The following is a 22,815-nucleotide window of genomic DNA, read 5'->3' as shown; positions in this document are numbered from 1 at the left end:
GGCTTACTCCACGGGAGTCGGGGAAGGTTCGGCGCCCGGGTTCAGGATCAGTTGCATGAAGGTCAGGTCCAGCCAGCGGCCGAACTTGCTGCCCACCTGGGGCATCTGCCCCGTGATCGTGAAACCGAGTCGCTGGTGCAGACGGATCGAGGCCGCGTTGCCACTTTCGATGGCGGCCACCATCACGTGTTTGTCACAGCCGCGTGCGCGTTCGATCAGGGCGTTCATCAGTGCGGGCCCCAGGCCCTTGCCTTGTTGATCGTTGCGCACGTAGACCGAGTGTTCGACGGTCTGGCGGAAACCCTGGAAGGGACGCCAGTCACCAAATGAAGCGTAGCCCAGCACGGCGTCGGCTGCGTCCACGGCCACCAGGATCGGGTAGTGCTGGGCCTGGCGTGCGGCGTACCAGGCCTGGCGGTTGCCCAGGTCCACCGGTTGCTCGTTCCAGATGGCCGTGGTGTTGGCCACGGCGTCGTTGTAGATGTCGCGGATGCCGGGCAGGTCGGCGTGTACGGCGTCGCGAATGCGGAAGGTCATGGCAGGCCTCAGGCGATGGGTTGGTGGACGGTGACCAGTTTGGTGCCGTCGGGGAAGGTGGCTTCCACCTGGATCTCGGGGATCATTTCCGGGATGCCTTCCATCACCTGGTCGCGGGTCAACAGGGTGGTGCCGAAGTGCATCAGCTGGGCGACGGTCTGGCCGTCGCGGGCGCCTTCCAGCAGCGCGGCCGAGATGTAGGCCATGGCTTCCGGGTAGTTGAGCTTCACGCCACGGGCCAGGCGGCGCTCGGCTACCAGGCCGGCGGTGAAGATCAGCATTTTGTCTTTTTCGCGGGGTGTCAGGTCCATGGTTCTTCCATATGTTCTTCGTTGGGTTTGCTGGCCTCTTCGCGGGCACGGCCCGCTCCTACAGATAATGCGCGGTCGTGTAGGAGCGGGCCGTGCCCGCGAAGGGGTCAGCAAATCAGGTGCTCCAGATTCTGGGGGCCAGGGCTTCTTTGCCCAGCACCTCGGGGCGCAGCAGTTTCCACAGGGCGATCAGCCAGTCGCGTGCGTGCAGGCCCTCATGGGCCAGGCAGCGGGCCACCAGCAGGCCGGGCAGCTGGCTGAGGTCGCCACGCACCTGGCCTTTCAAGGCGCGGCATTGTTCAAGCAATTCGGGGCTGATATCGGCACTCACCAGCAGGGTGGCGAACACAGTGTGGCCATCCAGCCCCATGGGCGAATCCAGCAGCCCGTCGTCGCCCACTACACGCTGGCGCTCATGCCACAGCAGCTCGCCGTCACGGCGGATGTCCACGTGGCTTTGGAAATGCCCGCGCTCAAAGCGCTCATCGGCCGCCGGGCGGCCTAGGGCAACCACGTCCCAATACACCAGACGGGCATCGCCTTGCAGCTCGATGGTTGTTTGCAGCTCTGCCTGCGCGGCGCTGTAGACGATGGTCTCCTGCGGCAGCCACTCCAGGGTCGCGCCGGGGGCCACGCTCAGGTTCAGGGTCTGGTAAGCGGGCCCGGCGGCGCGGTACCACTTGGCGGCGCCGGGGCTGGTCAGCTGCGCCCAGGCATTGGTGCCGACATCGACACTGATGTCCAGGCGGTCGCCGCCGGCAATGCCGCCAGGCGGGTGCACGATGATGTGCTGGCACACCTCGGGCCCCTCGGCGTACAGGTGCTTCTGTACCCGCAGCGGGCCAAGGTGGCGGCGCTGGGTGGGCCGGGTGGTGTCGCCGAAGCGGCCGTAGCCCAGCTCAAGCTCGGCGTGCCAGCTGGGCGTGTACAGGGCGGTGGAGACGGGCAGGTTCATAGGCGTGTTCGTTATTGGTTTGCGTGCAGATTAAATGGTTACCAGGCCGCGTACACCCTCGGCCTCCATATTTTCACCGCGACCCTGCTGCACGATCTCGCCGCGGGACATCACGATGTAGTGGTCAGCCAGTTCGGCGGCAAAATCATAGAACTGTTCCACCAGCAGAATCGCCATGTCGCCCCGCGCCGCCAGCTTCTTGATCACCGCGCCGATCTCTTTGATCACCGACGGCTGGATGCCTTCGGTGGGCTCGTCAAGAATCAGCAGGCGCGGGCGGCTGGCCAGGGCGCGGCCGATGGCCAGTTGTTGCTGCTGGCCGCCGGACAGGTCGCCGCCACGGCGGTGCTTCATTTGCAGCAGCACCGGGAACAGTTCGTAGATGAAGGCGGGCACTTGCTTGGCCTCGCTGGCGCTGAAGCGCGACAGGCCCATCAGCAGGTTTTCTTCCACGGTCAGGCGGCCGAAAATCTCGCGCCCCTGGGGCACGTAGGCGATGCCGGCGTGCACGCGCTGGTGCGGCTTGAAGCCGGTGATGGGCTTGCCTTCCCATTGCACCTGGCCTTCCTTGGACGGGATCAGGCCCATCAGGCACTTGAGCAGGGTGGTCTTGCCCACGCCGTTGCGGCCCAGCAGGCAGGTGACTTCGCCGACTTTGACGTCGAAGGACAGGCCGCGCAGGATGTGGCTGCCGCCGTAGTATTGGTGAAGCTTTTCGACCTGGAGCATAGTTTTTTATTCCTGTCTGTGGCGGCCTCTTCGCGGGCAGAGCCCGCTCCCACAAAGGCTGGGCTGATCATGAGCCTTGTGGGAGCGGGCTCTGCCCGCGAAGAGGCCCTAGAGGCTAGCGGCCGAGGTAAACCTCGATCACCCGCTCATCGGCCTGCACCTGCTGCAGCGACCCTTCGGCCAGCACGCTGCCCTGATGCAGCACGGTGACGTAGTCGGCGATGGTGTCGACAAAGCCCATGTCATGCTCCACCACCATCAGCGAATGCTTGCCGGCCAAGGTCTTGAACAGCTCGGCGGTGAACTCGGTTTCGGCATCGGTCATGCCCGCCACTGGCTCGTCCAGCAGCAACAGTTGCGGGTCTTGCACCAGCAGCATGCCGATCTCCAGGAACTGCTTCTGCCCGTGGGACAGCAACCCCGCCGGGCGCCGCACCGAGGTGGTCAGGCGGATGGTGTTGAGCACTTCGTCGATGCGGTCCTTCTGCTCGCCCGTGAGCCGCGCGCGCAGGCTGGCCCACACCGACTTGTCGGTTTTCTGCGCCAGCTCCAGGTTCTCGAACACGCTCAGCGCCTCGAACACCGTGGGCTTCTGGAACTTGCGGCCGATGCCGGCCTGGGCGATGTCGACCTCGCTCATCTTGGTCAGGTCCAAGGTTTCGCCAAACCAGGCCTTGCCGTGGCTGGGGCGGGTCTTGCCGGTGATCACGTCCATCAGCGTGGTCTTGCCCGCGCCGTTGGGGCCGATGATGCAGCGCAGCTCGCCCACGCCGATGTACAGGTTGAGGTTGTTCAGGGCCTTGAAGCCATCGAAGCTGACGCTGATGTCTTCCAGGGTCAGGATGGTGCCGTGGCGGGCGCTGAGCGCGCCGTCCACCCGCTGGCCCAGGCCGATGGCGTCGCGGCTGGTGCCGGCGTCGCGGTTGGGCTCAAGGATGGGTTCGAGCATGAACTCGGGGGTAGGCGTGCTCTTCATTGTTCGCCCCTTTTCTTGATCAGGCCGATGACGCCCTTGGGCAGGTAGAGGGTGACGATGATGAACAGCGCACCCAGGAAGAACAGCCAGTACTCGGGGAAGGCCACGGTGAACCAGCTCTTCATGCCGTTGACCAGACCGGCGCCCAGCAGCGGGCCGATCAGCGTGCCGCGGCCGCCCAGCGCCACCCATACGGCGGCTTCGATGGAGTTGGTGGGCGACATTTCGCTGGGGTTGATGATGCCCACCTGCGGCACGTACAGCGCGCCCGCCAGGCCGCACAGCACTGCGCTCAGCACCCAGATGAACAGCTTGAAGCCGCGCGGGTCGTAGCCGCAGAACATCAGGCGGTTCTCGGCGTCACGCAGGGCGGTCAGCACGCGGCCGAACTTGCTCTGTGCCAGGCGCCAGCCCAGCAGCAGGCTGCCCACCAGCAACGCCACGGTGAGCAGGAACAGTACCGCACGGGTGCCCTGCGAGGTGATGCTGAAACCCAGGATGCTGCGGAAGTTGGTGAAGCCGTTGTTGCCGCCAAAGCCGGTCTCGTTGCGGAAGAACAGCAGCATGCCGGCAAAGGTCAGCGCCTGGGTCATGATCGAGAAGTACACGCCCTTGATCCGCGAGCGGAAGGCGAAGAAGCCGAACACCAGCGCCAGCAGCCCCGGCGCCAGCACCACCAGGCACATGGCCCACAAAAAGTGCTGGGTGCCGGTCCAGTACCAGGGCAGCTCGGTCCACGACAGGAAGGTCATGAACGCCGGCAGCGCATCGCCGGCCGACTCGCGCATCAGGTACATGCCCATGGCGTAGCCGCCCAGGGCGAAGAACAGGCCGTGGCCCAGGGACAGCAGCCCGGCGTAGCCCCACACCAGGTCCAGGGCCAGGGCGACAATGGCGTAGCAGAGGATCTTGCCCACCAGGGTCAGGGTATAGGCCGACACCTGCAGGCTGCTGGTGTCAGGCAGCAGCGACATCAGCGCCAGGGCCACCAGCACCAGCACCACCAGGGCGCCGATGGCGATCGTGGCCTTGGGGCCGGCCTTTTGCGCGGCGGTTACCATCAATGGTTGGTTCATCAGTCGATCACCCGTCCTTTCAATGCAAAGAGGCCCTGCGGACGTTTCTGGATAAACAGAATGATCAGCGCCAGGATCAGGATTTTGCCCAGCACCGCGCCAATCTGCGGCTCCAGGATCTTGTTGGCGATGCCCAGGCCGAAGGCCGCCGAGACGCTGCCGGCCAACTGACCGACGCCGCCCAGCACCACCACCAGGAACGAGTCGATGATGTAGCCCTGGCCCAGCTCCGGGCCCACGTTACCGATCTGGCTCAGGGCCACGCCGCCCAGCCCGGCAATGCCCGAGCCCAGGCCGAAGGCGAGCATGTCGATGCGCCCTGTGGGCACGCCGCAGCAGGCGGCCATGTTGCGGTTCTGGGTGACGGCGCGCACGTTCAGGCCCAGGCGGGTCTTGTTCAGCAGCAGCCAGGTCAGCACCACCACGAACAGCGCGAAGGCGATGATGACGATGCGGTTGTAGGGCAGTACCAGGTTGGGCAGCACCTGGATGCCGCCGCTCAGCCATTCGGGGTTGGCCACTTCCACGTTCTGCGCGCCGAACATCAGGCGCACGGCCTGAATCAGGATCAGGCTGATGCCCCAGGTGGCCAGCAGGGTTTCCAGCGGGCGGCCGTACAGGTGGCGAATGATGGTGCGTTCCAGCGCCATGCCGATGCAGGCGGTGACGAAGAACGCCACCGGCAGCGCCACCAGCGGGTAGAACTCGATGGCGCCGGGGGCAAAGCGTTGGAACAGGATCTGCACCGCGTAAGTGGAGTAGGCGCCGATCATCAGCATCTCGCCGTGGGCCATGTTGATCACGCCCAGCAAGCCGAAGGTGATCGCCAGGCCCAAGGCCGCCAGCAGCAGGATCGAACCCAGGGACATGCCACTGAAGGCCTGGCCCAGCAGGTCGCCGATCATCAGCTTGCGCTTGACCTGCACCAGGCTGGTTTCGGCGGCGGTGCGCACGCCGGGGTCTTTTTCGACGTCGGGTTGCAGCAGGTTTTCCAGGCGGGTGCGGGCCATGGGTTCGCCGGTGTCGCCCAGCAGGCGTACCGCCGCCAGGCGCACGGCCGGGTCGGGGTCTACCAGCTGCAGGTTGGCCAGGGCCAGGCTCAGGGCGGTCTTGATGGTGCTGTCCTGTTCGCCGGCCACCACGTGGTCCAGCAGTTTCAGCTGGGCAGGCTGGGCGCTTTTCTGCAGTTGCTGTGCGGCGGCCAGGCGCACGGCCTTGTCGTTGTTGAGCAGTTGCTGGCTGGCCAGGGCGTTATCCACCAGGCCGCGCAGGCGGTTGTTCAGGCGCACTTTGCGCAGATTGCTGTCGGCAGGCGCGTCGGGTTTTTCGATGACGGCGTGTTTGTCGGCGTCCATGGACACCCGACCGTCCTGCAGCGCCAGCAGCAGGTCGAGGCGTTCGGGAACGGGCTCGGCGGCCCAGGTTTCCAGCAATTGGGCCTGCTGCGCGGAACTGCCGGCGACGAAGTCGTCAGCGTCGCTGGCGTGGGCGGCCAGGGGCAGCAGCAGGATGAGGGACAGCAGAAGGCGATAGAGGGACATGGCAGCGTCCTGGGCAGCGAAAAAAACGGATGGCGTCACGCATGTAGCCGCTGCCGACAGGCTGCGCTGGCCCCTGAGTACACCCAAAATTTGCAGTGAGGCTCAGGGCCAGCGCAGCCTTCGGCAGCGGCTACAGGGTTAGTTGCTCTTCACTGCGTAATCAGGCTTTTTGTCGTTGCCCGGGATGAACGGGCTCCATGGCTCGGCGCGGATCGGCTCCTTGGTCTGCCACACCACGTTGAACTGACCGTCGTCCTGGATCTCACCGATCATCACCGGCTTGTGCAGGTGGTGGTTGGTCTTGTCCATGGTCAGGGTGAAGCCCGACGGCGCGGCAAAGGTCTGGCCGCCCATGGCTTCGCGCACTTTATCCACATCGGTGGACTTGGCTTTCTCGGCGGCCTGGGCCCACATGTGGATGCCCACGTAGGTGGCTTCCATTGGGTCGTTGGTAACGGCCTTGTCGGCGCCCGGCAGGTTGTGCGCCTTGGCGTAGGCTTTCCAGTCGGCGACGAACTTGGTGTTGACCGGGTTATCCACAGACTCGAAGTAGTTCCAGGCGGCCAGGTTACCCACCAGCGGCTTGGTGTCGATGCCGCGCAGTTCTTCCTCGCCCACCGAGAACGCCACCACCGGCACGTCGGTCGCCTTCAGGCCCTGGTTGGCCAGTTCCTTGTAGAACGGCACGTTGGAGTCGCCGTTGACGGTGGAGATCACCGCGGTTTTGCCGCCGGCGGAGAACTTCTTGATGTTGGCAACGATGGTCTGGTAATCGGCGTGGCCGAACGGGGTATAGACCTCTTCGATGTCGCTGTCCTTCACGCCTTTGGAGTGCAGGAAGGCGCGCAGAATCTTGTTGGTGGTGCGCGGGTAGACGTAGTCGGTACCCAGCAGGAAGAAGCGCTTGGCGCTGCCGCCGTCTTCGCTCATCAGGTATTCCACTGCCGGGATGGCCTGTTGGTTAGGCGCAGCGCCGGTGTAGAACACGTTGGGCGACATTTCTTCGCCTTCATACTGCACCGGGTAGAACAGCAGGCCGTTGAGCTCCTCGAACACCGGCAGTACCGACTTGCGCGACACCGAAGTCCAGCAGCCGAACACCACCGACACCTTGTCCTGGGTCAGCAGCTGGCGGGCCTTCTCGGCGAACAGCGGCCAGTTGGACGCAGGGTCCACCACCACCGGCTCCAGCTTCTTGCCATTGACGCCGCCCTTGGCGTTGATCTCGTCGATGGTCATCAGGGCCACGTCTTTCAACGAGGTTTCGGAAATTGCCATGGTGCCCGACAGCGAATGCAGAATACCGACCTTGATGGTATCGGCGGCCTGGATGGTCCAGCTCATGCCCATGGCGGCGATGGACGCCGTGAGGGTAAACGCCTTGATCAAGCTACGACGCTTCATGGTGCAATCTCCATTTGATTTGGTTTTTTAGTGGGGCAGATGGCGACTTCTGCCAGGGAGATTGCAAGGGGTGTGCCGAAGTGGTGCGGGGCCGTGGGATGGCGCTTTGAGGGCGGTGGAGGTCGCACGGCTGCACCGGGCTGGTGCGCGTTTGGCAGGGCGGTGCGTGGGGTTGGGCATTGCTGGTGCATTGCTAGCGGTGTTGCTGGCAATCGCCCACCGCTGCGTTGAGTGCAACGCCATCTGTAGCAGCGACCGTCAGGTCGCGTCACAGGCGGCGCGCACCGTCTGACCCACCGCGTCGCTCGTGACGCAGCCTTCGGCAGCTGCTACAGGACCGCGTCGTCTGCATCGCGGCCAAGGCCGGCTCCTACCACCGACCGCGTAGGAGCCGGCCTTGGCCGCGATGGCGTCAGGTTGCGGTGCAGGCATCCACCAAAGCCTTGGCGCTTTCAATCAGCGGCATCACCGCGCGGGCCAACAGCTTGTCGCCGGTGGCATCGGCTTGCACGCCTGGCCGCTGATTTCAGCGACCAGAGGAGGCTATCCCTGGTACGGAGTGAGCTCAAGTCAGACGTTTCTGAAAATGAGGTTACTTTGTAGGACGTTTTCGCAGCAACGCGTTCTGATGCCGTGCAAACAAGGCCGACAACGCGAGTCCCATAGGCCATGGCACGTTGCAACAAATGTAGCACCGGCCGTGAGGCCGGGTCGCGCCGCGCGGGCGGCGCTCGATCTAAAGGGCGCTGCAAATGCCTTGGCTAGCGCCTGTCAGCCCTAACGCGGTCGCCTGCCATTGACGTGTGTTTTTTTGAGGTTTTCCCTGCGCTCAGCCGCATCATGGCTACCACCCGCCTGTCTTGATTGTTGTTGTGCCCTTTAGATCGAGCGCCGCCCGCGCGGCGCGACCCGGCCTAACGGCCGGTGCTACATTTGTTGCAACGTGCCATGGCCTGGGCTGCTACGAGTGCACCGCGCTCGAGCTTGGAATACGCGCCAACGCCCACTCGATTACCCACACCACCGCCAACGACACCCCCACCAGTGGAAACATCACCCCCAGCGCAACCATGATGCCGATCGCCACTTTCCATTTCGGCAAATCATGCCGCAACGGCGGCACCCCCAGTTGCCCCACGGGCCGGCGTTTCCACCACATGATCAAGCCGCTCGCCGAGCCCAGCAGGATCATCAGGCACACCAGCAGAATCACGATCTGGTTGAACGGCCCGAACATCTTCCCTTCATGCAGCATCACCCCGGCTTCGGTGGCGCGTGCGACGGGGCCGTAGTCTTTCCAGCCGACGCTTGCCAGCACTTCGCCGGTGTATTGGTCGACGTGCAGGGTCGCATCGTTGCGTGGGTCGTCGGCGAACACCGAGACGGTGAACACGCCGGTGTCGGTGGTCGGCAGGGTGATGCTGTAGCCCGGCTCAATCCGCTGCGCTGTGGCCAGGTCTACCACCTGCTGCAGGCTGATCAACGGATCGGCCGGCATCTGCATGTGGCCGCCGTGGGCCATGTGCTCGGCATGGGCGCCACCGGACATGGGCATCGGCGTGTTTTCCAGCGCCCACGGCACGGTCTGGCGGTTGGCTTTGTTCAGCTCGCCGGCCTGCACGTCGGACTTGGGTACGTTGTCCCACATGGCGGCGGGGAAGGTGTTCCACACCTGGGCGAATTGCTTGCCCCACAGGCCGGTCCAGGTCATGCCGCTGAGCAACATCAGCAGCAGGAACGCCGAGCCCCAGAAACCCAGCACGCCATGCAGGTCGCGCCAGAACAGCCGGCCGCGCGCGTTCAGGCGCGGCCATAGCACCCCGGCGCCGGCCTTGCCGCGTGGCCACCACAGGTACAGGCCCGACACCACCAGCACAATGCCCCAGCCGGCGGCCAGCTCCACCAGGCGGTCGCCGACGGTGCCGATCATCAGCTCGCCATGCAGGGCGCGGGCGATGGCCTGCAGGTTGAGTTTGGCGTCCTGGTCGCCGAGCACCGTGCCGGTGTAGGGGTTGATGAACACGTTGAGTTCACGCCCCTTGGCGGTCAGCACGAACTGCGCGCTGCGGTCGGCGGCGGTGGCGGGCAGGTATTGTGTGATGCCGTCCTGTGGATAACTGCTGTGCACGCGCTGCATCAGTTCGTCGGCGCTGAGTGTGTGCTCGGCGGGGGTGACGACCATCAGCGAGCGATACATCAGCGGATCGAGCTGGGGCTTGAATAGGTAGATGATCCCGGTGATCGCCAGCAGGATCATGAAAGGGGCGACGAACAGCCCGGCGTAGAAGTGCCAGCGCCAGGCCAGGTTGTAGAAATTAGTAGTTGGCTTGCTCATCAGGGAGCGCTCCACGGTAGCAAAAGGCGGCGCGATCCAGACGCGCCGCCGAAAGGGTTCAGAAGCTGAAATCAACCTTGGTCCACAGCGTGCGACCGGTTTCGTTCACGGCCTGCGGGTTGCTGGCGGGGTAGCCGAAACCGGCGTTGCCCGCCAGGTTCAGGTGTTCCGCGTAGGTCTTGTTCAACAGGTTGTCGACGCCGGCGCTGACCTTCAGGTGCTGGTTGATGCGGTAGGCGCCGTTGAGCGAGAACACGCCGAAGCCGGGGCTTTTTTCGTAGTCCTTGCCGACGACGTTGCCAGCGCCGATGTCCACGCGGTTCTGCGCGGCCACCAGCCGCCACAGCGCACCGGCGCTCCAGTTGTCCTGGGCGTAGGTCAGGCCCATGCGCGATTCCAGCGGCGGCATTTGCGGCAGGGCGCGGCCGTCGCTGCTGTTCTTGCCCCAGGCGTAGGCCAGGGTGGCGTCGGCTTTCCAGCCCTCGGTGAGCCGGTAGGCTGCGCCCAGTTCGCCGCCCAGGATGCGCGCGTCGATGTTGCGCGCCTGGGAGCTGCCGCCGCTGTAGTCGAACAGGATGAAGTCGCGCACCTGGCCGACGTAACCGGAGGCCCAGGCTTCCAGTTGTTCGGTCTTGTACTGCAGGCCGAAGTCCAGTTGCGTGGTTTTCTCCGGTTTCAGGTCGTGGAAGGCGTTGACCGCGCCGGGGCCGGAGGTGGGCGAGAACAGCTCCCAGTAATCCGGAAAGCGCTGCACGTGGCCCAGGCCGATGTAGGTGGTGGCAGGGACGGCGGCCAGATCATGCTCGTAACGCAGGAAGCCGCTGGGCAGCGTTTGCTCGCGCGTTTCATCGGCAGTGGGATTGGCCACGGCGCTCATCCCGGAGCCCGTGGTTTGCCGATAGTCGCGCGCCTGGGCGCGATCCACACGGGCGCCGCCGATGACACGGTCATTGCCGCTGACGTACCAGGTCAGTTCGCTGAACACGCCGATATCCTGCATGTCGGCGTCCTTGCTGCGCGGCACGTCCTTGTAGGCGTCCACGCCCATGGCGCTGCGCTTGCGGTGCTGGCTGGTCTGCGCGTCGATACCGCTCAGCAGTTGCCAGTCGGCCCACTTCCAGGTGGCCTTTATACGCGCCCCCAAGGTGCGGCGGTCAGGGTTACTGGCCATCGCGCCACTGCTGGACGGCGTGCGCAGGGTGTAGTTGTCCATCACGTGGTCGGCGTAGTTGTAGTAGACCTGGGCTTCGACCTTGTCCAGCACCTCGCCGATGTTCGACTTCTCGAAGCGCAGCCCCAGGCTTTCGCGCTTGAACTGGGTGCCGTCCATGCCGCGCCCGGCGTAGCGCGATTCGCCATCGCCCTTGCCTGCGGTCAACTCCAGCAGGGTGTCGGCGTCGGGCGTCCAGCCCAGGGCCACGTCGCCGTTCCATTTGTCCCAGCGCGAGGGCACGGTGTCGCCGTTGCCATCCTTGTAGTCGTCGGACTGCGAGGTGTTGCCGACAAAGCGGGCGTAGCCATCGGCATTGCCTACCGCGGCATCCACCACCTTGTCGAAGCGGCCGTTGGAACCGGCCAGCAGGCTGGCGTTGAAGCGGCTGCCCAACGTGCCGAAGTGCTCGGGCTCGCGCTCGAACAGCACGGTGCCGGCCGAAGCGCCGGGGCCCCATTGCACGGTCTGCGGGCCCTTGATCACGGTCAGGCGATCGAAGGTTTCCGGGGCGATGTAGGAGGTGGGCGCGTCCATGCGGTTGGGGCAGGCGCCCAGTACGTTGCCGCCGTTGGTGAGGATGTTCAGGCGTGAGCCGAACAGGCCGCGCAGCACCGGGTCGCCGTTGGTGCCGCCGCTGCGGATGGCGGAGAAGCCGGGGATGGTTTTCAGGTAATCGGCACCGTCGCTGGCCGGTACGGGCTGGCGCGGGTCCTTGGGGTTGGTGACGACTGTCAGCGGCGAGCTGGGCGCCACGGCGGTGATCACCGTGGGGCTCAGTTCGGCTGCGTCAATCAATTCGGCGGCAAAGGCCGCAGGGCAGAAAAGCGTGCCGCACAACGCGGCGGCCGTCCGTTTACGGGACAGCAATAAGGTAGCAGTAGACCTGGACATGGTTTATCCAACTTCGATCAGTCACAAAGGCACGGGTGCACGCCCGCCGCCGCGAGGGCAGCGTGGGAAACACGACGTGATCAGGGGCTAGGCGAAACGGATGGCAGGCGGTGCGCGGGTGCGGGCGCCAGGGAACACGGCCTGGGCGGCGTGGCCTTGCTGGGTGGGGGCAACCAGGCCAGCCACGGGCAGTGGCTTGGCCAATGGCAGGTAACCGGGCGCCTGGGGCAGGGCCGGGGTATGGAAGAACAGGCTGCAGTATCCGCACTTTTCCCACAGCGGGTGCAGCGTGGGGTCCGCATGATGGTCGCCCATGTCCATGCCGGGCATGTCCATGGACATTTCCATGGGCATGGCGCGGTCGTGCTCCATCGGCATCGACTGGGAAACCAGCGGGCCGAGGAACATCATCAGCATGGCGAACAGGCTTAGCCAGGTCGCCCGCCGGTTGGGCGGGGCATGGGGCCTGTGGTGGTTCGCGCGGCTCATGGCTTAGGGATTGGCTACCGGGGGCTGTTTCATGACCACTACTTGCACAGTGATATCACCGGCTTGTTTGAAGTGTAGTGTCAGCGGGAAGTGCCCGCCATCCTGCAACTGGCTGCGGTCGCTGAGGTTGATCAGCATCACGTGATAGCCCATGGGCTGGAACGTGGCCTGCTCGCCGGCGCCGATGTTCACGGCCTCCACGTGGGCCATTTTCATCATGCCGTCGCTGTTCATGTGCTGATGGATCTCGGCGCTGCCGGCGATAGGGCTTTCGGCGCTCAGCAGGCGATCGGCGGTGTTGCCGTCGTTGCGCAGGGTGAAATACGCAGCCACCGTGGGGGCGTTGGGCGGCAGTTCCTGGGACCAGGGTTGCAGCACCTGGATGTCCTTGGCCTGGGCCATGAAGGCGGGCAGCAGCAGGGTCAACGCTAACAGCACTTTCTTGAGCATGGTGGATATCCATGAGCAGCGTGTGGGATGACGGCGGTGGGGGATTATCCACGATAGCCCAGGGTTGCGCAGCCCCTCGTGGGGCAACTGGGCATTTCTAAGCTGTTACGACATATATCGTCAAATACGTTACAGGCTGGAGACGTATCCTGTTAGCTCATAGTCTGAAAAATATAAGTTGCTAAGGCGGGTTGGTAAAAAGATATTTAGTTAATATTCGGCAGCGGCCTGAACAATCTCCTAGCCTTTATTCAAGTGTTGCTTCATTGGCATGCGATGACAGATAACCTGGTTGAGGGAAATGTGATGGGGAACTTACTGACAACCTCCGAATACAGCAACTATGTGCGGCCGCTGAAGGCGCCGGCCCCAGTCCGTAACGTTGCAGAAGGTGAAATACCAGCTCCGGAAATTCTCGGGGCCGAGAATTATACCATCAGTGCCGAGCACGCACGGCAAGGCATCGAAGTCAGCGCTGGCCCTTACGTGGGCATGCGTGAAGGCGACGAGCTATCGGTTTACTGTTTGAGCGCTGCACCTATGGGCAGCGTTATTAAGCATTTTCTTATTGAAGTGCGTGACGTTGGGTTGTCGGTGAGGTTTTTTATCGAGCCGAGTGAGGTTTTACTTAGCAGCAATTCTACGCTTTATTTGCTTGCGCGTGTCAGTTCGGCAGGGGTTGATCGTTTAGGGTTGTGTGGTGCATACGAAGTCCAGGGTGCGCTGCCTGGGTTGATAGTCAATGACTCTTGGGGGGCTAGATACGATGTCTATCCGGTTCCTTACGAGGACCCTGCCCAGAAGATTGCGATGACGATTCCAGGGCTTTCGACAGTAGATGAGGACGACTATCAAGTTGTTTTTAACGTGGGGTCCCAACGCCCGGTCCTCAACGATTACGCATTATTCGAGCGACGTATGGAAGACCGACCCTTTGAAATCGGGGTGATTGCGGGCTCGCCTCAGTGGGCTGGCCGGCCTATTGGAATGACCAGTATAAGCCTGGTCGAAAAGCCTGACGGAACCTTGCTTTCGGGACCTCGCGTGCAATTTTACTTTTATCAACGGCAACTTGGGCTGGCACGTTCTCATTAAGGAGCTATGTCATGGCTATTCAGATTGTTCGGGGTCGGCTGAGCCCGGTCGAGGGCTTCGAAAAAGAGGAATTTCTTGAGGCACCTACCATTGATGAGGCTGTTGGTTTTGAGATTTCCGAGACCGTCGCCAAAGGTGGTCTCACGTTAAGAGCAAACGTTCCCCCCAGCTGGCCAGTGGGTAAAGAAGCTCTATTTATGATTGGCCCCTATGAGAATGCCAGTTTTGCCGCGCGAGTTTATGTTGATGAGAATCATCAGATTGTCAGGTTTCTCCAGCCAGAATACGCTTTGCGGCTTTTGAATCAAGAAGTGTGGTTCGCCTATGGCCCCTCCGACGAGCTGATTCTATCGGAGCAATCCTTCTATGCTATTGCAGTCGATACGTACAAAATCGATATAGCTGAGGCTGAGCGTCAAGGATATGTAAATAGAATTCCAGCTGATGCGGTTTTGAAAGGGCTGAACCTGTCTCTAAGGTTTTCTGGGGCGCGGCGCGAGGGTGATGTGGTTTCCATCTATCTCAGCGGTCTTGGTACGGCGCCTGCTTTTGTACGCCACATAGTGCTTGATTCTGATAATTTGAGAAAGGGAGTAGTGCTGCCAGTGCCGAGTCAATTTATACTTCCGCATATGGGAGGTTTTTTGACAGCTTTTTATGTTGTTAATGCGTTGGGCGTGGAGATACAAGGGCCGTCAGGGATTTTTCTGTTAGGCCGAACACCTGGGCTCCAAACGATTGGGCCCAAACTTGATAATTATGGAAACATTCGTGGCGTTGACACTTCTTTACAGATCAAGGCCCCCGAGTACCTTGACAAGCGAGAGGGTGACCTGCTCACCCTATGCCTCTATCACGATGTTTTTATCTACGATACTCGCAATTACAGCATTTACCGTCAGCAGGTAGCGTCGCCCGGTGTTGGTTGGGATATCCTTTTTGATGTGCCGCTTGCCACCATGATCCCTGAGAGTATCTGCCTGGCAACCATTATCCTGGAGCGCCAGCAGGGCGAGCCGCTTCTGGTGTCTGAGCAGATTGTTTATTTGCCTCCGTTCGGCCAGCGGGATAAGGAGGGCTTAACCCGAAGGGTCGTCGGCAACAATAGATGCGATCAAGTGTAGGAGCCGGCCTTGGCCGCGATGGCATCACCACCGATCTGTGGTGCCTGCATCGCGACCAAGGTCGGCTCCTACAAGGCCTGCAGCAGATCTGTAACTGAATAAAACTCGCGGTCTGTAGCGGGCAACACCGGGCGCGCCAGGACCAGCACCGGCACGCCTCTTTCCCGCGCCACTTCGAGTTTGGGCTCTGTCGCGGTACTACCACTGTTCTTGCTGATCAGCACATCAATCCCCCGCCGCTCGAACAGCGCCCGCTCATCCTCGATGTGGAACGGCCCGCGTGCGCCAATCACTTCGCACCGCTCATTACCCGGGCAACTGTCCAGGGCCCGCAACGTCCAGAACTGCCCCTCGGGGATCTCATCCAGATGCTGCAACGGCTCACGCCCCAGCGTGAACAGCGGGCGCTTGAACGGTTTGAGCGCTTCGATCAACGCCGGCCACCCCTCAAACTCGCGCCAGTCATCCCCCGCCTGCGCCTGCCAGGCCGGGCGGCGCAAGGCCCAGCATGGAACGTCCGCCATTGAAGCCGCCAGCACGGCATTGGCGCTGATCTGCGCGGCATAGGGGTGGGTTGCATCAATCAACAGGTCGACGCCTTCGGCACGGATAAACGCTGCCAGCCCTTCGGCGCCACCGTAGCCGCCAACCCGCACCTGGCAGCGCAGGTCTGTAGGCACCCGGCCCACACCCGCCAGGCTGTAGATATGTTCAGGCCCCAACGTGCGAGCAATCGCCAGCGCCTCGGTGACGCCGCCCAGCAACAGAATCCGTTTCAACGCGCTTCCCCCACAATGCCGCCCACCCGGTCGATGGCGAAGACTTCCACCTGCACCTGCGCCGGTACCACGCTGCGGGCGAAAATCAGCGCATGGCGGCACACTTCATCGCCTAACTTGATCCCTACCGCACTGGCCATGGCGAGTGCTTGCTGACTGGTGTTGGCGCCACGAATAGCCGCCTGCAGCTGTGCATCAGCACCGATGCCCGCCGCCCAGTCAGCCAATTGCTCAAGGTTGATACTCGAATGCCGGCTATGCAGGTCCATGTGCCCCGCCGCCAGCTTGCTGATCTTGCCAAACCCGCCACACAAGCTGAGTTTATCCACAGGCACCTTGCGCAGATGCTTGAGCACCGCGCCGACAAAGTCGCCCATCTCGATCAGGGCGATTTCCGGCAGGTTGTACACCCGGCGCATGGTGTCTTCGCTGGCGTTGCCGGTGCAGGCGGCGATGTGCATGAAGCCGTTGGTGGTGGCCACGTCGATGCCCTGATGGATCGAGGCGATGTAGGCCGCACAGGAGAACGGCCGCACGATGCCGCTGGTGCCCAGGATCGACAGGCCACCGAGAATGCCCAGGCGCGGGTTCATGGTCTTGAGCGCCAGGGCGGCGCCGTCCCGCACGTTGACCGTCACTTCGAAGCCGCCGCCGTAGCCGCACTCCAAAGCCAGCGCCGCGAGGTGCTCGGTGATCATGCGCCGGGGCACCGGATTGATCGCCGGCTCGCCCACGCCCAGCACCAGGCCGGGGCGGGTGACGGTGCCCACCCCTTCGCCGGCCACGAAACGGATGCCGTCAGCGACCAGCCGCACCCGCGAGTACAGCAGGGCGCCATGGGTCACGTCCGGGTCGTCGCCGGCGTCTTTAATGGTGCCGGCTTCGGCGCCAGCGTCGAGCCGCCGGCAGAACTCCAGGCGCATCTCCACCTGCTTGCCCTTGGGCAAGGTGATTTGCGCAGCGTCCAGCGCCTGGCCGGTCAGCAGCAGGCGTGCGGCGGCCAGGCTGGTGGCGGTGGCGCAGCTGCCGGTGGTCAGGCCGCTGCGCAGGGGTGAGGGTTGTTCGGCGGTTTCGTCACGCATCAAGGGGTTTGACCAGTTCCAGCAGGGTGATGGGCAGCGCCTGCCGCCAGGTGTCGAACTCGCCCAGCGGCTGCGCCTGGGCCACGTGGATGCGGGTGAGGTCGCCGCCGTGTTGTTCGCGCCAGTGGGCCAGGGCCAGCTCGCTTTGCAGGGTGACGGCGTTGGCCACCAGGCGGCCGCCGGGTTTGAGCTGCTGCCAGCAGGCTGCGAACACGCCCTCGCGGGTGACGCCGCCGCCGATGAAAATCGCGTCCGGGCGCTCCAGGCCGTCCATCGCCTGGGGCGCGCGGCCGCGGATCAGTTGCAGGCCGGGCACGCCCAGGGCGTCACGGTTGTGTTCGATCAGTTGCTGGCGGCCGTCGTCGCTTTCGATCGCCAGGGTGCGGCAGCTGGGGTGCGCACGCATCCATTCGATGCCGATCGAACCGCTGCCGGCGCCCACGTCCCACAATAGTTCGCCGGGCTGCGGGGCCAGGCGGGCGAGGGTGATGGCGCGCACGTCGCGCTTGGTGATCTGGCCATCGTGGCGGAAGGCGCTATCGGGCAGGCCGGCCAGGCGCGACAGGCGCGGCGCGTCGAGGGCGGCGCGGCAGTCGATGGCCACCACGTTGAGGTCGGCCACTGGCGCGTCGGGGCATCCGCAGGCGGTGAAGGACAGGCGCTGTTCGGCGGGACCACCCAGGTGCTCCAGCACGGTCATCGGGCTGTCACCGTAGCCGCGCTCGCGCAGTAACTGGGCGATGGCCGCGGGGCTGCTGCCATCATTGCTCAGCACCAGCAAGCGCACGCCGTTGGCCAGGTGGGCATTGAGCGCCGCCACCGGGCGGGCGACCACCGACAGCGTGACCACGTCCTGCAAAGCCCAGCCCAGGCGGGCAGCGGCCAGGGACAGGGACGACGGTGCGGGATGGATCAACAGTTCATCCTGAGCCACCTGGCGCGCCAGGCTGGCGCCGACGCCAAACAGCATCGGGTCGCCGCTGGCCAGCACGCACACCGCCGTGCCGCGCAATGCCAGCACGGGTGCCAGCGAAAACGGGCTGGGCCAAGGCTGGCGCTCGGCGCGGATGCAGTGGGGCAGCAGCTCAAGCTGGCGCGGGCTGCCAACGATGCGCGTGGCATTGAGCAGGGCATGGCGTGCGGACTTGCCAAGGCCGGGGTAACCGTCCTCGCCAATACCCACGATAGTCAGCCAGGGTGACATGAATCTTCCTCATAACCAGCTAATCCGACCGGCAGGCTTTTCATGCGCTCGGACAAAGCAGGCATAATACCGCGCCTTCTACACTGACAACGCCTTTTCACGATTGCCGGATGCCCTCTTGAGCCCACCTCAGCCCTCTGCTTCGATCCGCCCCTCGGCCTGCCCGGGGTTGTTGCGCATCGTCCAGGCGCTGGACGGCGGCATCTGCCGCATCAAGCTGGCCGGTGGTGAACTGAGTGCCGCCCAGGCGCGCGCCGTGGCCGAGGCGGCCGAGCGCTTCGCCGGCGGCGTGGTCGAGGCCACTAACCGCGCCAACCTGCAGATTCGCGGCATCACCGGCTCGCACCCGGCGATGCTGGAAGGCCTGCTGGCCGCAGGGCTTGGCCCGCGCAGCAGCGGTGGCGACGATGTGCGTAATCTGATGCTCAGCCCCGCCGCCGGTATCGATCCGCAAATGCTGTTCGATACCCGACCGTTGGCTGCGCAGATCCTCGACAGCCTGCAACGCCGCGAGCGTCTGCATGAACTGTCGGCCAAGTTCGCCGTGCTGCTCGATGGCGGCGAAGCCCTGGCCATGCATGAGCATGCCCATGACCTGTGGTTGGCGCCGCTGCAACTGGGCGGTGACATCTGGCTGGGCTTCGGCCTGGCCGGCTGCCCGGGGCAGGCACTGGCCGCCGTGCCGCTGCATCAGGGCCATGACCTGGTGATGGCCGTGCTGGAGCGCTTCCTCGACCTGGCCAGCCCCGAGCAGACGCGCATGCGCCATGTGCTTGCGCACGTCAGTGCCGAGGATTTCATCGCCCCGCTGGCCGTCACCCTGCGCCTGGGCCCGTTCCCGGTGCGCAAGGCGGGCAGCGACTGCCTGGGCACTTATCCACAGCGCCACGCGGGCAAAGTGTTCGTCGGCGCCGCGCCAGCCCTGGGCCGTCTCGACCCGCCGATGTTGCGCGGGCTGGCCCGGCTGGCCGAGCAATACGGCGACGGCACGCTACGCCTGACGCCTTGGCAAAGCCTGATCCTGCCCAATGTGGTCGACGCCCCGGCGTTGACGCTGGCGCTTCAGGCCTTGGGCCTGCTGTGCAGCGCCAGCCAGCCGCTGGCCGGGCTGATCGCTTGCACCGGCAGCGACGGCTGCAAGAAAGGCCTGGCCGACACCAAGGCCGATGCGCGCCTGCTGGCCACCCTGCTGCCTGCCGCGCAAGCCGTGCACCTGAGTGGCTGCACCCGATCCTGCGCCGCCGCCCATGTGGCGCCGGCCACCCTGCTGGCCACCTCGGCCGGCCATTACGACCTGTATCTGCGTGACGCCGGGCAACCGGGCTTCGGTGCCCTGCGCGCGCGCAATCTAGACCTGCACGCCGCCAGCGACCTGCTGGCGCGCCTGCCCACGGAGCAACACCATGATTGATTACATCCGCGACGGTCAGGAGATCTATCGCAACTCCTTCGCCATCATTCGCGCCGAGGCGGACCTGAGCGGTATCCCGGCAGACCTGGAAAAACTCGCCGTGCGAGTGATCCACGCCTGTGGCCTGGTGGACGTGGTGCAATACCTGCGCTTCTCGCCCGGGGCCGGCAAGGCCGGTCGCGATGCGCTGGCCAAGGGCGCGCCGATCCTGTGCGACGCCCGCATGGTGGCCGAAGGCATCACCCGCGCGCGCCTGCCGGCCAACAACGAAGTGATCTGCACCCTGCGCGATGAAAGCGTGCCGGCAATGGCTCAGCAGCTGGGCAACACCCGTTCGGCCGTGGCACTGGAGCTGTGGCGCCCGCACCTGGAAGGCGCGGTGGTGGTGATCGGCAATGCGCCGACCGCATTGTTCTACCTGCTGGAAATGATCGACGCCGGCGCCCCTAAACCGGCGCTGATCCTCGGCTTCCCGGTGGGCTTCGTCGGCGCGGCAGAGTCCAAGGCCATGCTGGCCGCCGACAGCCGCGGCATCCCGTTCGTCATCGTCGAAGGCCGTCGCGGCGGCAGCGCCATGGCGTCGGCGGCGGTCAACGCCCTGGCCACGGAGGTCGAATAATGCAGGCTCGTGGACGTTTGCTGGGCCTGGGCGTAGGCCCGGGTGACCCGGAGCTGATCACCGTCAAGGCCTTGCGCCTGCTGCGCGAATCGCCGGTGGTGGCGTATTTCGTGGCCAAGGGTAAGAAGGGTAACGCCTTCGGCATCATCGAAGCCCACCTGCAACAGGCCCAGACCCTGCTGCCGTTGGTGTACCCGGTGACCACCGAGGCGCTGCCCGCGCCGCTGTCCTATGAACAAGTGATCAGCGACTTCTACGACACCGCCGCCGTGGATGTGGCCGCGCACCTGGACGCCGGCCGCGACGTGGCGGTGATCTGCGAAGGCGACCCGATGTTCTACGGTTCCTACATGTACCTGCACGACCGCCTGGCCGAGCGCTACGAGGCGCAGGTGATTCCGGGCGTGTGCTCGATGCTGGGCGGCGCCTCGGTGCTGGGCGCGCCACTGGTGTATCGCAACCAGAGCCTGTCGGTGCTGTCCGGTGTGCTGCCCCACGAAGAACTCAAGCGCCGCCTGGCCGACGCTGACGCTGCAGTGATCATGAAACTGGGCCGCAACTTCCCCAAGGTACGCGACGTGCTGGCCGAACTGGGCCTGGCCGAGCGTGCGCTATACGTGGAGCGCGCCACCATGGCCAACCAGAAAATCGTGCCCATCGATGAAGTGGACCCGACCTCGTCGCCGTACTTCTCGCTGATCATTGTTCCGGGCGAAAGGTGGCAGGGCTGATGAATTCCAATGCACCGGCGATTGTCATCCTTGGCAATGGCAGCCTGGCCACCGCGCACCGCATCCAGCAAATCTACCCTGATGCGCTGATCCACGGCCTGGCCGAACGGGTCGAGGGCGCTGATCGCAGCTACGCCGATTTCGGCGCTACCTTGCGCCAGCTGTACCAGCAGGACACGCCGATCATCGCCCTGTGCGCTGCCGGCATCGTCATCCGTAGTCTGGCAGGCGTGTTGCTGGACAAGGGCGCCGAGCCGCCCGTGCTGGCCGTGGCTGAAGACGGTAGTGCCGTTGTGCCGCTGCTGGGCGGCCTGGGCGGCGTCAATGTCATGGCCCGCCAACTGGGCGCCGGCCTGGGCGTTGCTGCCGCGATTACCACCAGCGGCGAGCTGCGTTTTGGCACCTGCCTGCTAAACCCGCCCAGCGGCTATGCCCTGGCGGACCTGGAGCTGGGCAAGCGTTTCGTCAGCGACCTGCTGGCCGGTGAAAGCGTGCGCATCGAGGGCGCCGCCCCTTGGCTGGCCGACGCGCGCCTGCCCCAGGACGATCACGCGCAATTGGCCATTCACGTGGGCTGTACGGCCCGTGAGCCGTCGGCCAATGAATTGCTGATCTACCCGAAGAATGTGTTGGTAGCAGTGGACGCTGGCCTGGCGGACATCGCCGCCAGCGTGCGCGCAGCCCTGCAACAGGCGCGTATCGCCTTGCCATCGCTGGCCTGCCTGCTGGCCAATGATACGCAGATGGCCAGCCCGGCGTTGCGCGACGCGGCCCGCGAATTGGGCGTGGCCTTGCGCTTCGCGGCACCGGCCGACAGCGTTTGCGAACTGGCCGAACGCGCCGTGCCGCAATTGCTGCCAGCCCTGAGCGTGAACCCGCAACTGGCCATCGTGGTGGCCAAGCAGCCGCTGGACGTGCAGCACATCGGCCGCGAACGCGGACGGTTGGCGGTCATCGGCCTGGGCCCGGGTGCGGCCGAACTGATGGTGCCAGCGGTGAAGGCCGAGCTGGCGCGTGCCAACGATATCCTCGGCTACGAGACCTACGTGCGCATGGCCGGGCCGTTCCGTCCTGATCAGGTGATGCATTGCACCGACAACCGCGAAGAAATGCAGCGTGCCCGGCACGCCTTCGAGTTGGCGGCTCAGGGCCGTTCGGTGGTGGTGGTGTCCTCGGGTGACCCGGGCGTGTTCGCCATGGCCGCGGCGGTGCTGGAAGCGCTGCACGAGTCCAGTGAGGCGGCGTGGCACAACGTCGAGCTGGAGATTTTGCCGGGCGTTTCGGCCAGTTTGGCGACTGCTGCCCAGGCCGGCGCACCGCTGGGGCATGACTTCTGCGTGATGTCACTGTCGGACAACCTCAAGCCCTGGGACATCATCGAAAAACGCCTGGACCTGGCCTGTCAGGCTGACCTGGCGCTGGCGTTCTACAATCCCATCTCGCGCTCACGCCCTTGGCAGCTGGGCCGCGCGCTGGAAATCGTGCGCCTGCATCGCAGCCCCGAAACCCCCGTGGTATTGGGGCGCGACATCGGCCGACCAGGGCAGACCCTGCGCAACATCACCCTGGGTGAGTTGACGCCGGAGCAGGTGGACATGCGCACCATGGTGTTGGTCGGTTCCTCCACGACCTGCGCCTTCCCCCGCGCCGAGGGTGGCAGCTGGGTCTACACGCCGCGCTGGTACGGGCAACGCCCGTGACGGGTTAGTTTTCTACACTTTATTGTGTAGGAAGCACCACCTGATCGAGTCAGGCTTTCCTCTCAGCCTGCCCCTTTGCACAGGCAGCTCACCCTCCGTGAGCTGCTTCCCTGTGCCACCGCCCCAGCGCTGTTCGTACCTTGTGGCCATCGGTTCCACCCCG

Annotated in this window: 21 protein-coding genes; 6 read left to right on the top strand and 15 right to left on the bottom strand. The window is 64.4% G+C overall.

The window, feature by feature from the left end:
* Window positions 1-3 precede the first annotated feature (3 nt).
* The 12 genes from ACZ9GA_RS25515 to ACZ9GA_RS25460 form a co-directional block, all read right to left on the bottom strand.
* Window positions 4-537, bottom strand: coding sequence for a GNAT family N-acetyltransferase (locus ACZ9GA_RS25515; protein ID WP_455925260.1), 534 nt, complete (start codon window positions 535-537; stop codon window positions 4-6).
* 8 nt (window positions 538-545) lie between these two features.
* A complete protein-coding gene (locus tag ACZ9GA_RS25510) occupies window positions 546-848 on the bottom strand; it encodes an urease subunit gamma (protein WP_457359899.1) in 303 nt (100 codons plus the stop codon).
* A gap of 115 nt (window positions 849-963) precedes the next feature.
* A complete protein-coding gene (locus ACZ9GA_RS25505) occupies window positions 964-1,803 on the bottom strand; it encodes an urease accessory protein UreD (protein WP_457359901.1) in 840 nt (279 codons plus the stop codon).
* Between the two features lie 30 nt (window positions 1,804-1,833).
* Window positions 1,834-2,532: an urea ABC transporter ATP-binding subunit UrtE gene (urtE, locus tag ACZ9GA_RS25500; RefSeq protein ID WP_457359903.1), complete on the bottom strand. Its 699-nt coding sequence runs from the start codon at window positions 2,530-2,532 to the stop codon at window positions 1,834-1,836.
* 115 nt (window positions 2,533-2,647) lie between these two features.
* On the bottom strand, window positions 2,648-3,508 hold the full coding sequence (urtD, locus tag ACZ9GA_RS25495) for an urea ABC transporter ATP-binding protein UrtD (RefSeq protein ID WP_457359904.1): 861 nt from the start codon (window positions 3,506-3,508) through the stop codon (window positions 2,648-2,650).
* Window positions 3,505-4,584 (bottom strand): urea ABC transporter permease subunit UrtC, encoded by a 1,080-nt coding sequence (urtC, locus tag ACZ9GA_RS25490; protein ID WP_027979660.1) that lies wholly within the window; start codon window positions 4,582-4,584, stop codon window positions 3,505-3,507. The genes urtD and urtC overlap by 4 nt, the downstream gene beginning before the upstream one ends.
* Complete coding sequence (urtB, locus tag ACZ9GA_RS25485) at window positions 4,584-6,125, bottom strand: urea ABC transporter permease subunit UrtB (protein WP_457359906.1); 1,542 nt, start codon at window positions 6,123-6,125, stop codon at window positions 4,584-4,586. The genes urtC and urtB overlap by 1 nt, the downstream gene beginning before the upstream one ends.
* A 138-nt stretch (window positions 6,126-6,263) precedes the next feature.
* The gene (gene urtA / locus ACZ9GA_RS25480; RefSeq protein WP_455925253.1) at window positions 6,264-7,529 is read right to left on the bottom strand and encodes an urea ABC transporter substrate-binding protein; all 1,266 of its coding nucleotides are present in this window, start codon (window positions 7,527-7,529) and stop codon (window positions 6,264-6,266) included.
* A gap of 961 nt (window positions 7,530-8,490) precedes the next feature.
* Window positions 8,491-9,864: a PepSY-associated TM helix domain-containing protein gene (locus tag ACZ9GA_RS25475; RefSeq protein WP_457359908.1), complete on the bottom strand. Its 1,374-nt coding sequence runs from the start codon at window positions 9,862-9,864 to the stop codon at window positions 8,491-8,493.
* Window positions 9,865-9,922: 58 nt separating this feature from the next.
* A complete protein-coding gene (locus ACZ9GA_RS25470) occupies window positions 9,923-11,968 on the bottom strand; it encodes a TonB-dependent copper receptor (RefSeq protein ID WP_457359910.1) in 2,046 nt (681 codons plus the stop codon).
* A gap of 87 nt (window positions 11,969-12,055) precedes the next feature.
* Window positions 12,056-12,457 carry a DUF2946 domain-containing protein gene (locus tag ACZ9GA_RS25465; RefSeq protein WP_457359912.1) on the bottom strand — a complete coding sequence of 134 codons (402 nt, stop codon included), beginning with the start codon at window positions 12,455-12,457 and terminating at the stop codon, window positions 12,056-12,058.
* Window positions 12,458-12,460: 3 nt separating this feature from the next.
* The gene (locus ACZ9GA_RS25460; protein ID WP_457359914.1) at window positions 12,461-12,907 is read right to left on the bottom strand and encodes a copper chaperone PCu(A)C; all 447 of its coding nucleotides are present in this window, start codon (window positions 12,905-12,907) and stop codon (window positions 12,461-12,463) included.
* A 276-nt stretch (window positions 12,908-13,183) separates the two neighbouring features.
* On the opposite strand from ACZ9GA_RS25460, the gene ACZ9GA_RS25455 reads away from it, so the two are divergent.
* Complete coding sequence (locus ACZ9GA_RS25455) at window positions 13,184-14,002, top strand: hypothetical protein (RefSeq protein ID WP_457359916.1); 819 nt, start codon at window positions 13,184-13,186, stop codon at window positions 14,000-14,002.
* An 11-nt stretch (window positions 14,003-14,013) separates the two neighbouring features.
* The gene (locus tag ACZ9GA_RS25450) at window positions 14,014-15,126 is read left to right on the top strand and encodes a hypothetical protein (protein ID WP_457359917.1); all 1,113 of its coding nucleotides are present in this window, start codon (window positions 14,014-14,016) and stop codon (window positions 15,124-15,126) included.
* Between the two features lie 68 nt (window positions 15,127-15,194).
* Here the strand turns inward: ACZ9GA_RS25450 and ACZ9GA_RS25445 are convergent, their stop codons facing one another.
* The 3 genes from ACZ9GA_RS25445 to cbiE are packed head-to-tail and all read right to left on the bottom strand — an operon-like array spanning window position 15,195 to window position 18,191.
* On the bottom strand, window positions 15,195-15,905 hold the full coding sequence (locus ACZ9GA_RS25445) for a cobalt-precorrin-6A reductase (RefSeq protein WP_457359919.1): 711 nt from the start codon (window positions 15,903-15,905) through the stop codon (window positions 15,195-15,197).
* The gene (locus ACZ9GA_RS25440; protein WP_457359921.1) at window positions 15,902-16,987 is read right to left on the bottom strand and encodes a cobalt-precorrin-5B (C(1))-methyltransferase; all 1,086 of its coding nucleotides are present in this window, start codon (window positions 16,985-16,987) and stop codon (window positions 15,902-15,904) included. The genes ACZ9GA_RS25445 and ACZ9GA_RS25440 overlap by 4 nt, the downstream gene beginning before the upstream one ends.
* Complete coding sequence (gene cbiE / locus ACZ9GA_RS25435; protein WP_457359923.1) at window positions 16,980-18,191, bottom strand: precorrin-6y C5,15-methyltransferase (decarboxylating) subunit CbiE; 1,212 nt, start codon at window positions 18,189-18,191, stop codon at window positions 16,980-16,982. Before cbiE ends, ACZ9GA_RS25440 begins: the two co-directional genes overlap by 8 nt.
* Window positions 18,192-18,309: 118 nt before the next feature.
* On the opposite strand from cbiE, the gene cobG reads away from it, so the two are divergent.
* From cobG to cobJ, 4 genes are read left to right on the top strand one after another with little or no spacing between them, the layout of a single operon-like run.
* Window positions 18,310-19,602, top strand: a complete 1,293-nt coding sequence (gene cobG, locus ACZ9GA_RS25430) for a precorrin-3B synthase (RefSeq protein ID WP_457359925.1) — start codon at window positions 18,310-18,312, stop codon at window positions 19,600-19,602.
* Window positions 19,595-20,221, top strand: coding sequence for a precorrin-8X methylmutase (locus ACZ9GA_RS25425; RefSeq protein ID WP_457359926.1), 627 nt, complete (start codon window positions 19,595-19,597; stop codon window positions 20,219-20,221). The genes cobG and ACZ9GA_RS25425 overlap by 8 nt, the downstream gene beginning before the upstream one ends.
* Window positions 20,221-20,952: a precorrin-2 C(20)-methyltransferase gene (locus ACZ9GA_RS25420; protein WP_457359928.1), complete on the top strand. Its 732-nt coding sequence runs from the start codon at window positions 20,221-20,223 to the stop codon at window positions 20,950-20,952. The genes ACZ9GA_RS25425 and ACZ9GA_RS25420 overlap by 1 nt, the downstream gene beginning before the upstream one ends.
* Window positions 20,952-22,652, top strand: a complete 1,701-nt coding sequence (gene cobJ / locus ACZ9GA_RS25415; RefSeq protein WP_457359930.1) for a precorrin-3B C(17)-methyltransferase — start codon at window positions 20,952-20,954, stop codon at window positions 22,650-22,652. The genes ACZ9GA_RS25420 and cobJ overlap by 1 nt, the downstream gene beginning before the upstream one ends.
* Window positions 22,653-22,815 lie beyond the last annotated feature (163 nt).

It is taken from the genome of Pseudomonas sp. TE3644, assembly GCF_056278815.1.
This window is presented reverse-complemented; position numbering and strand designations above follow the sequence as displayed.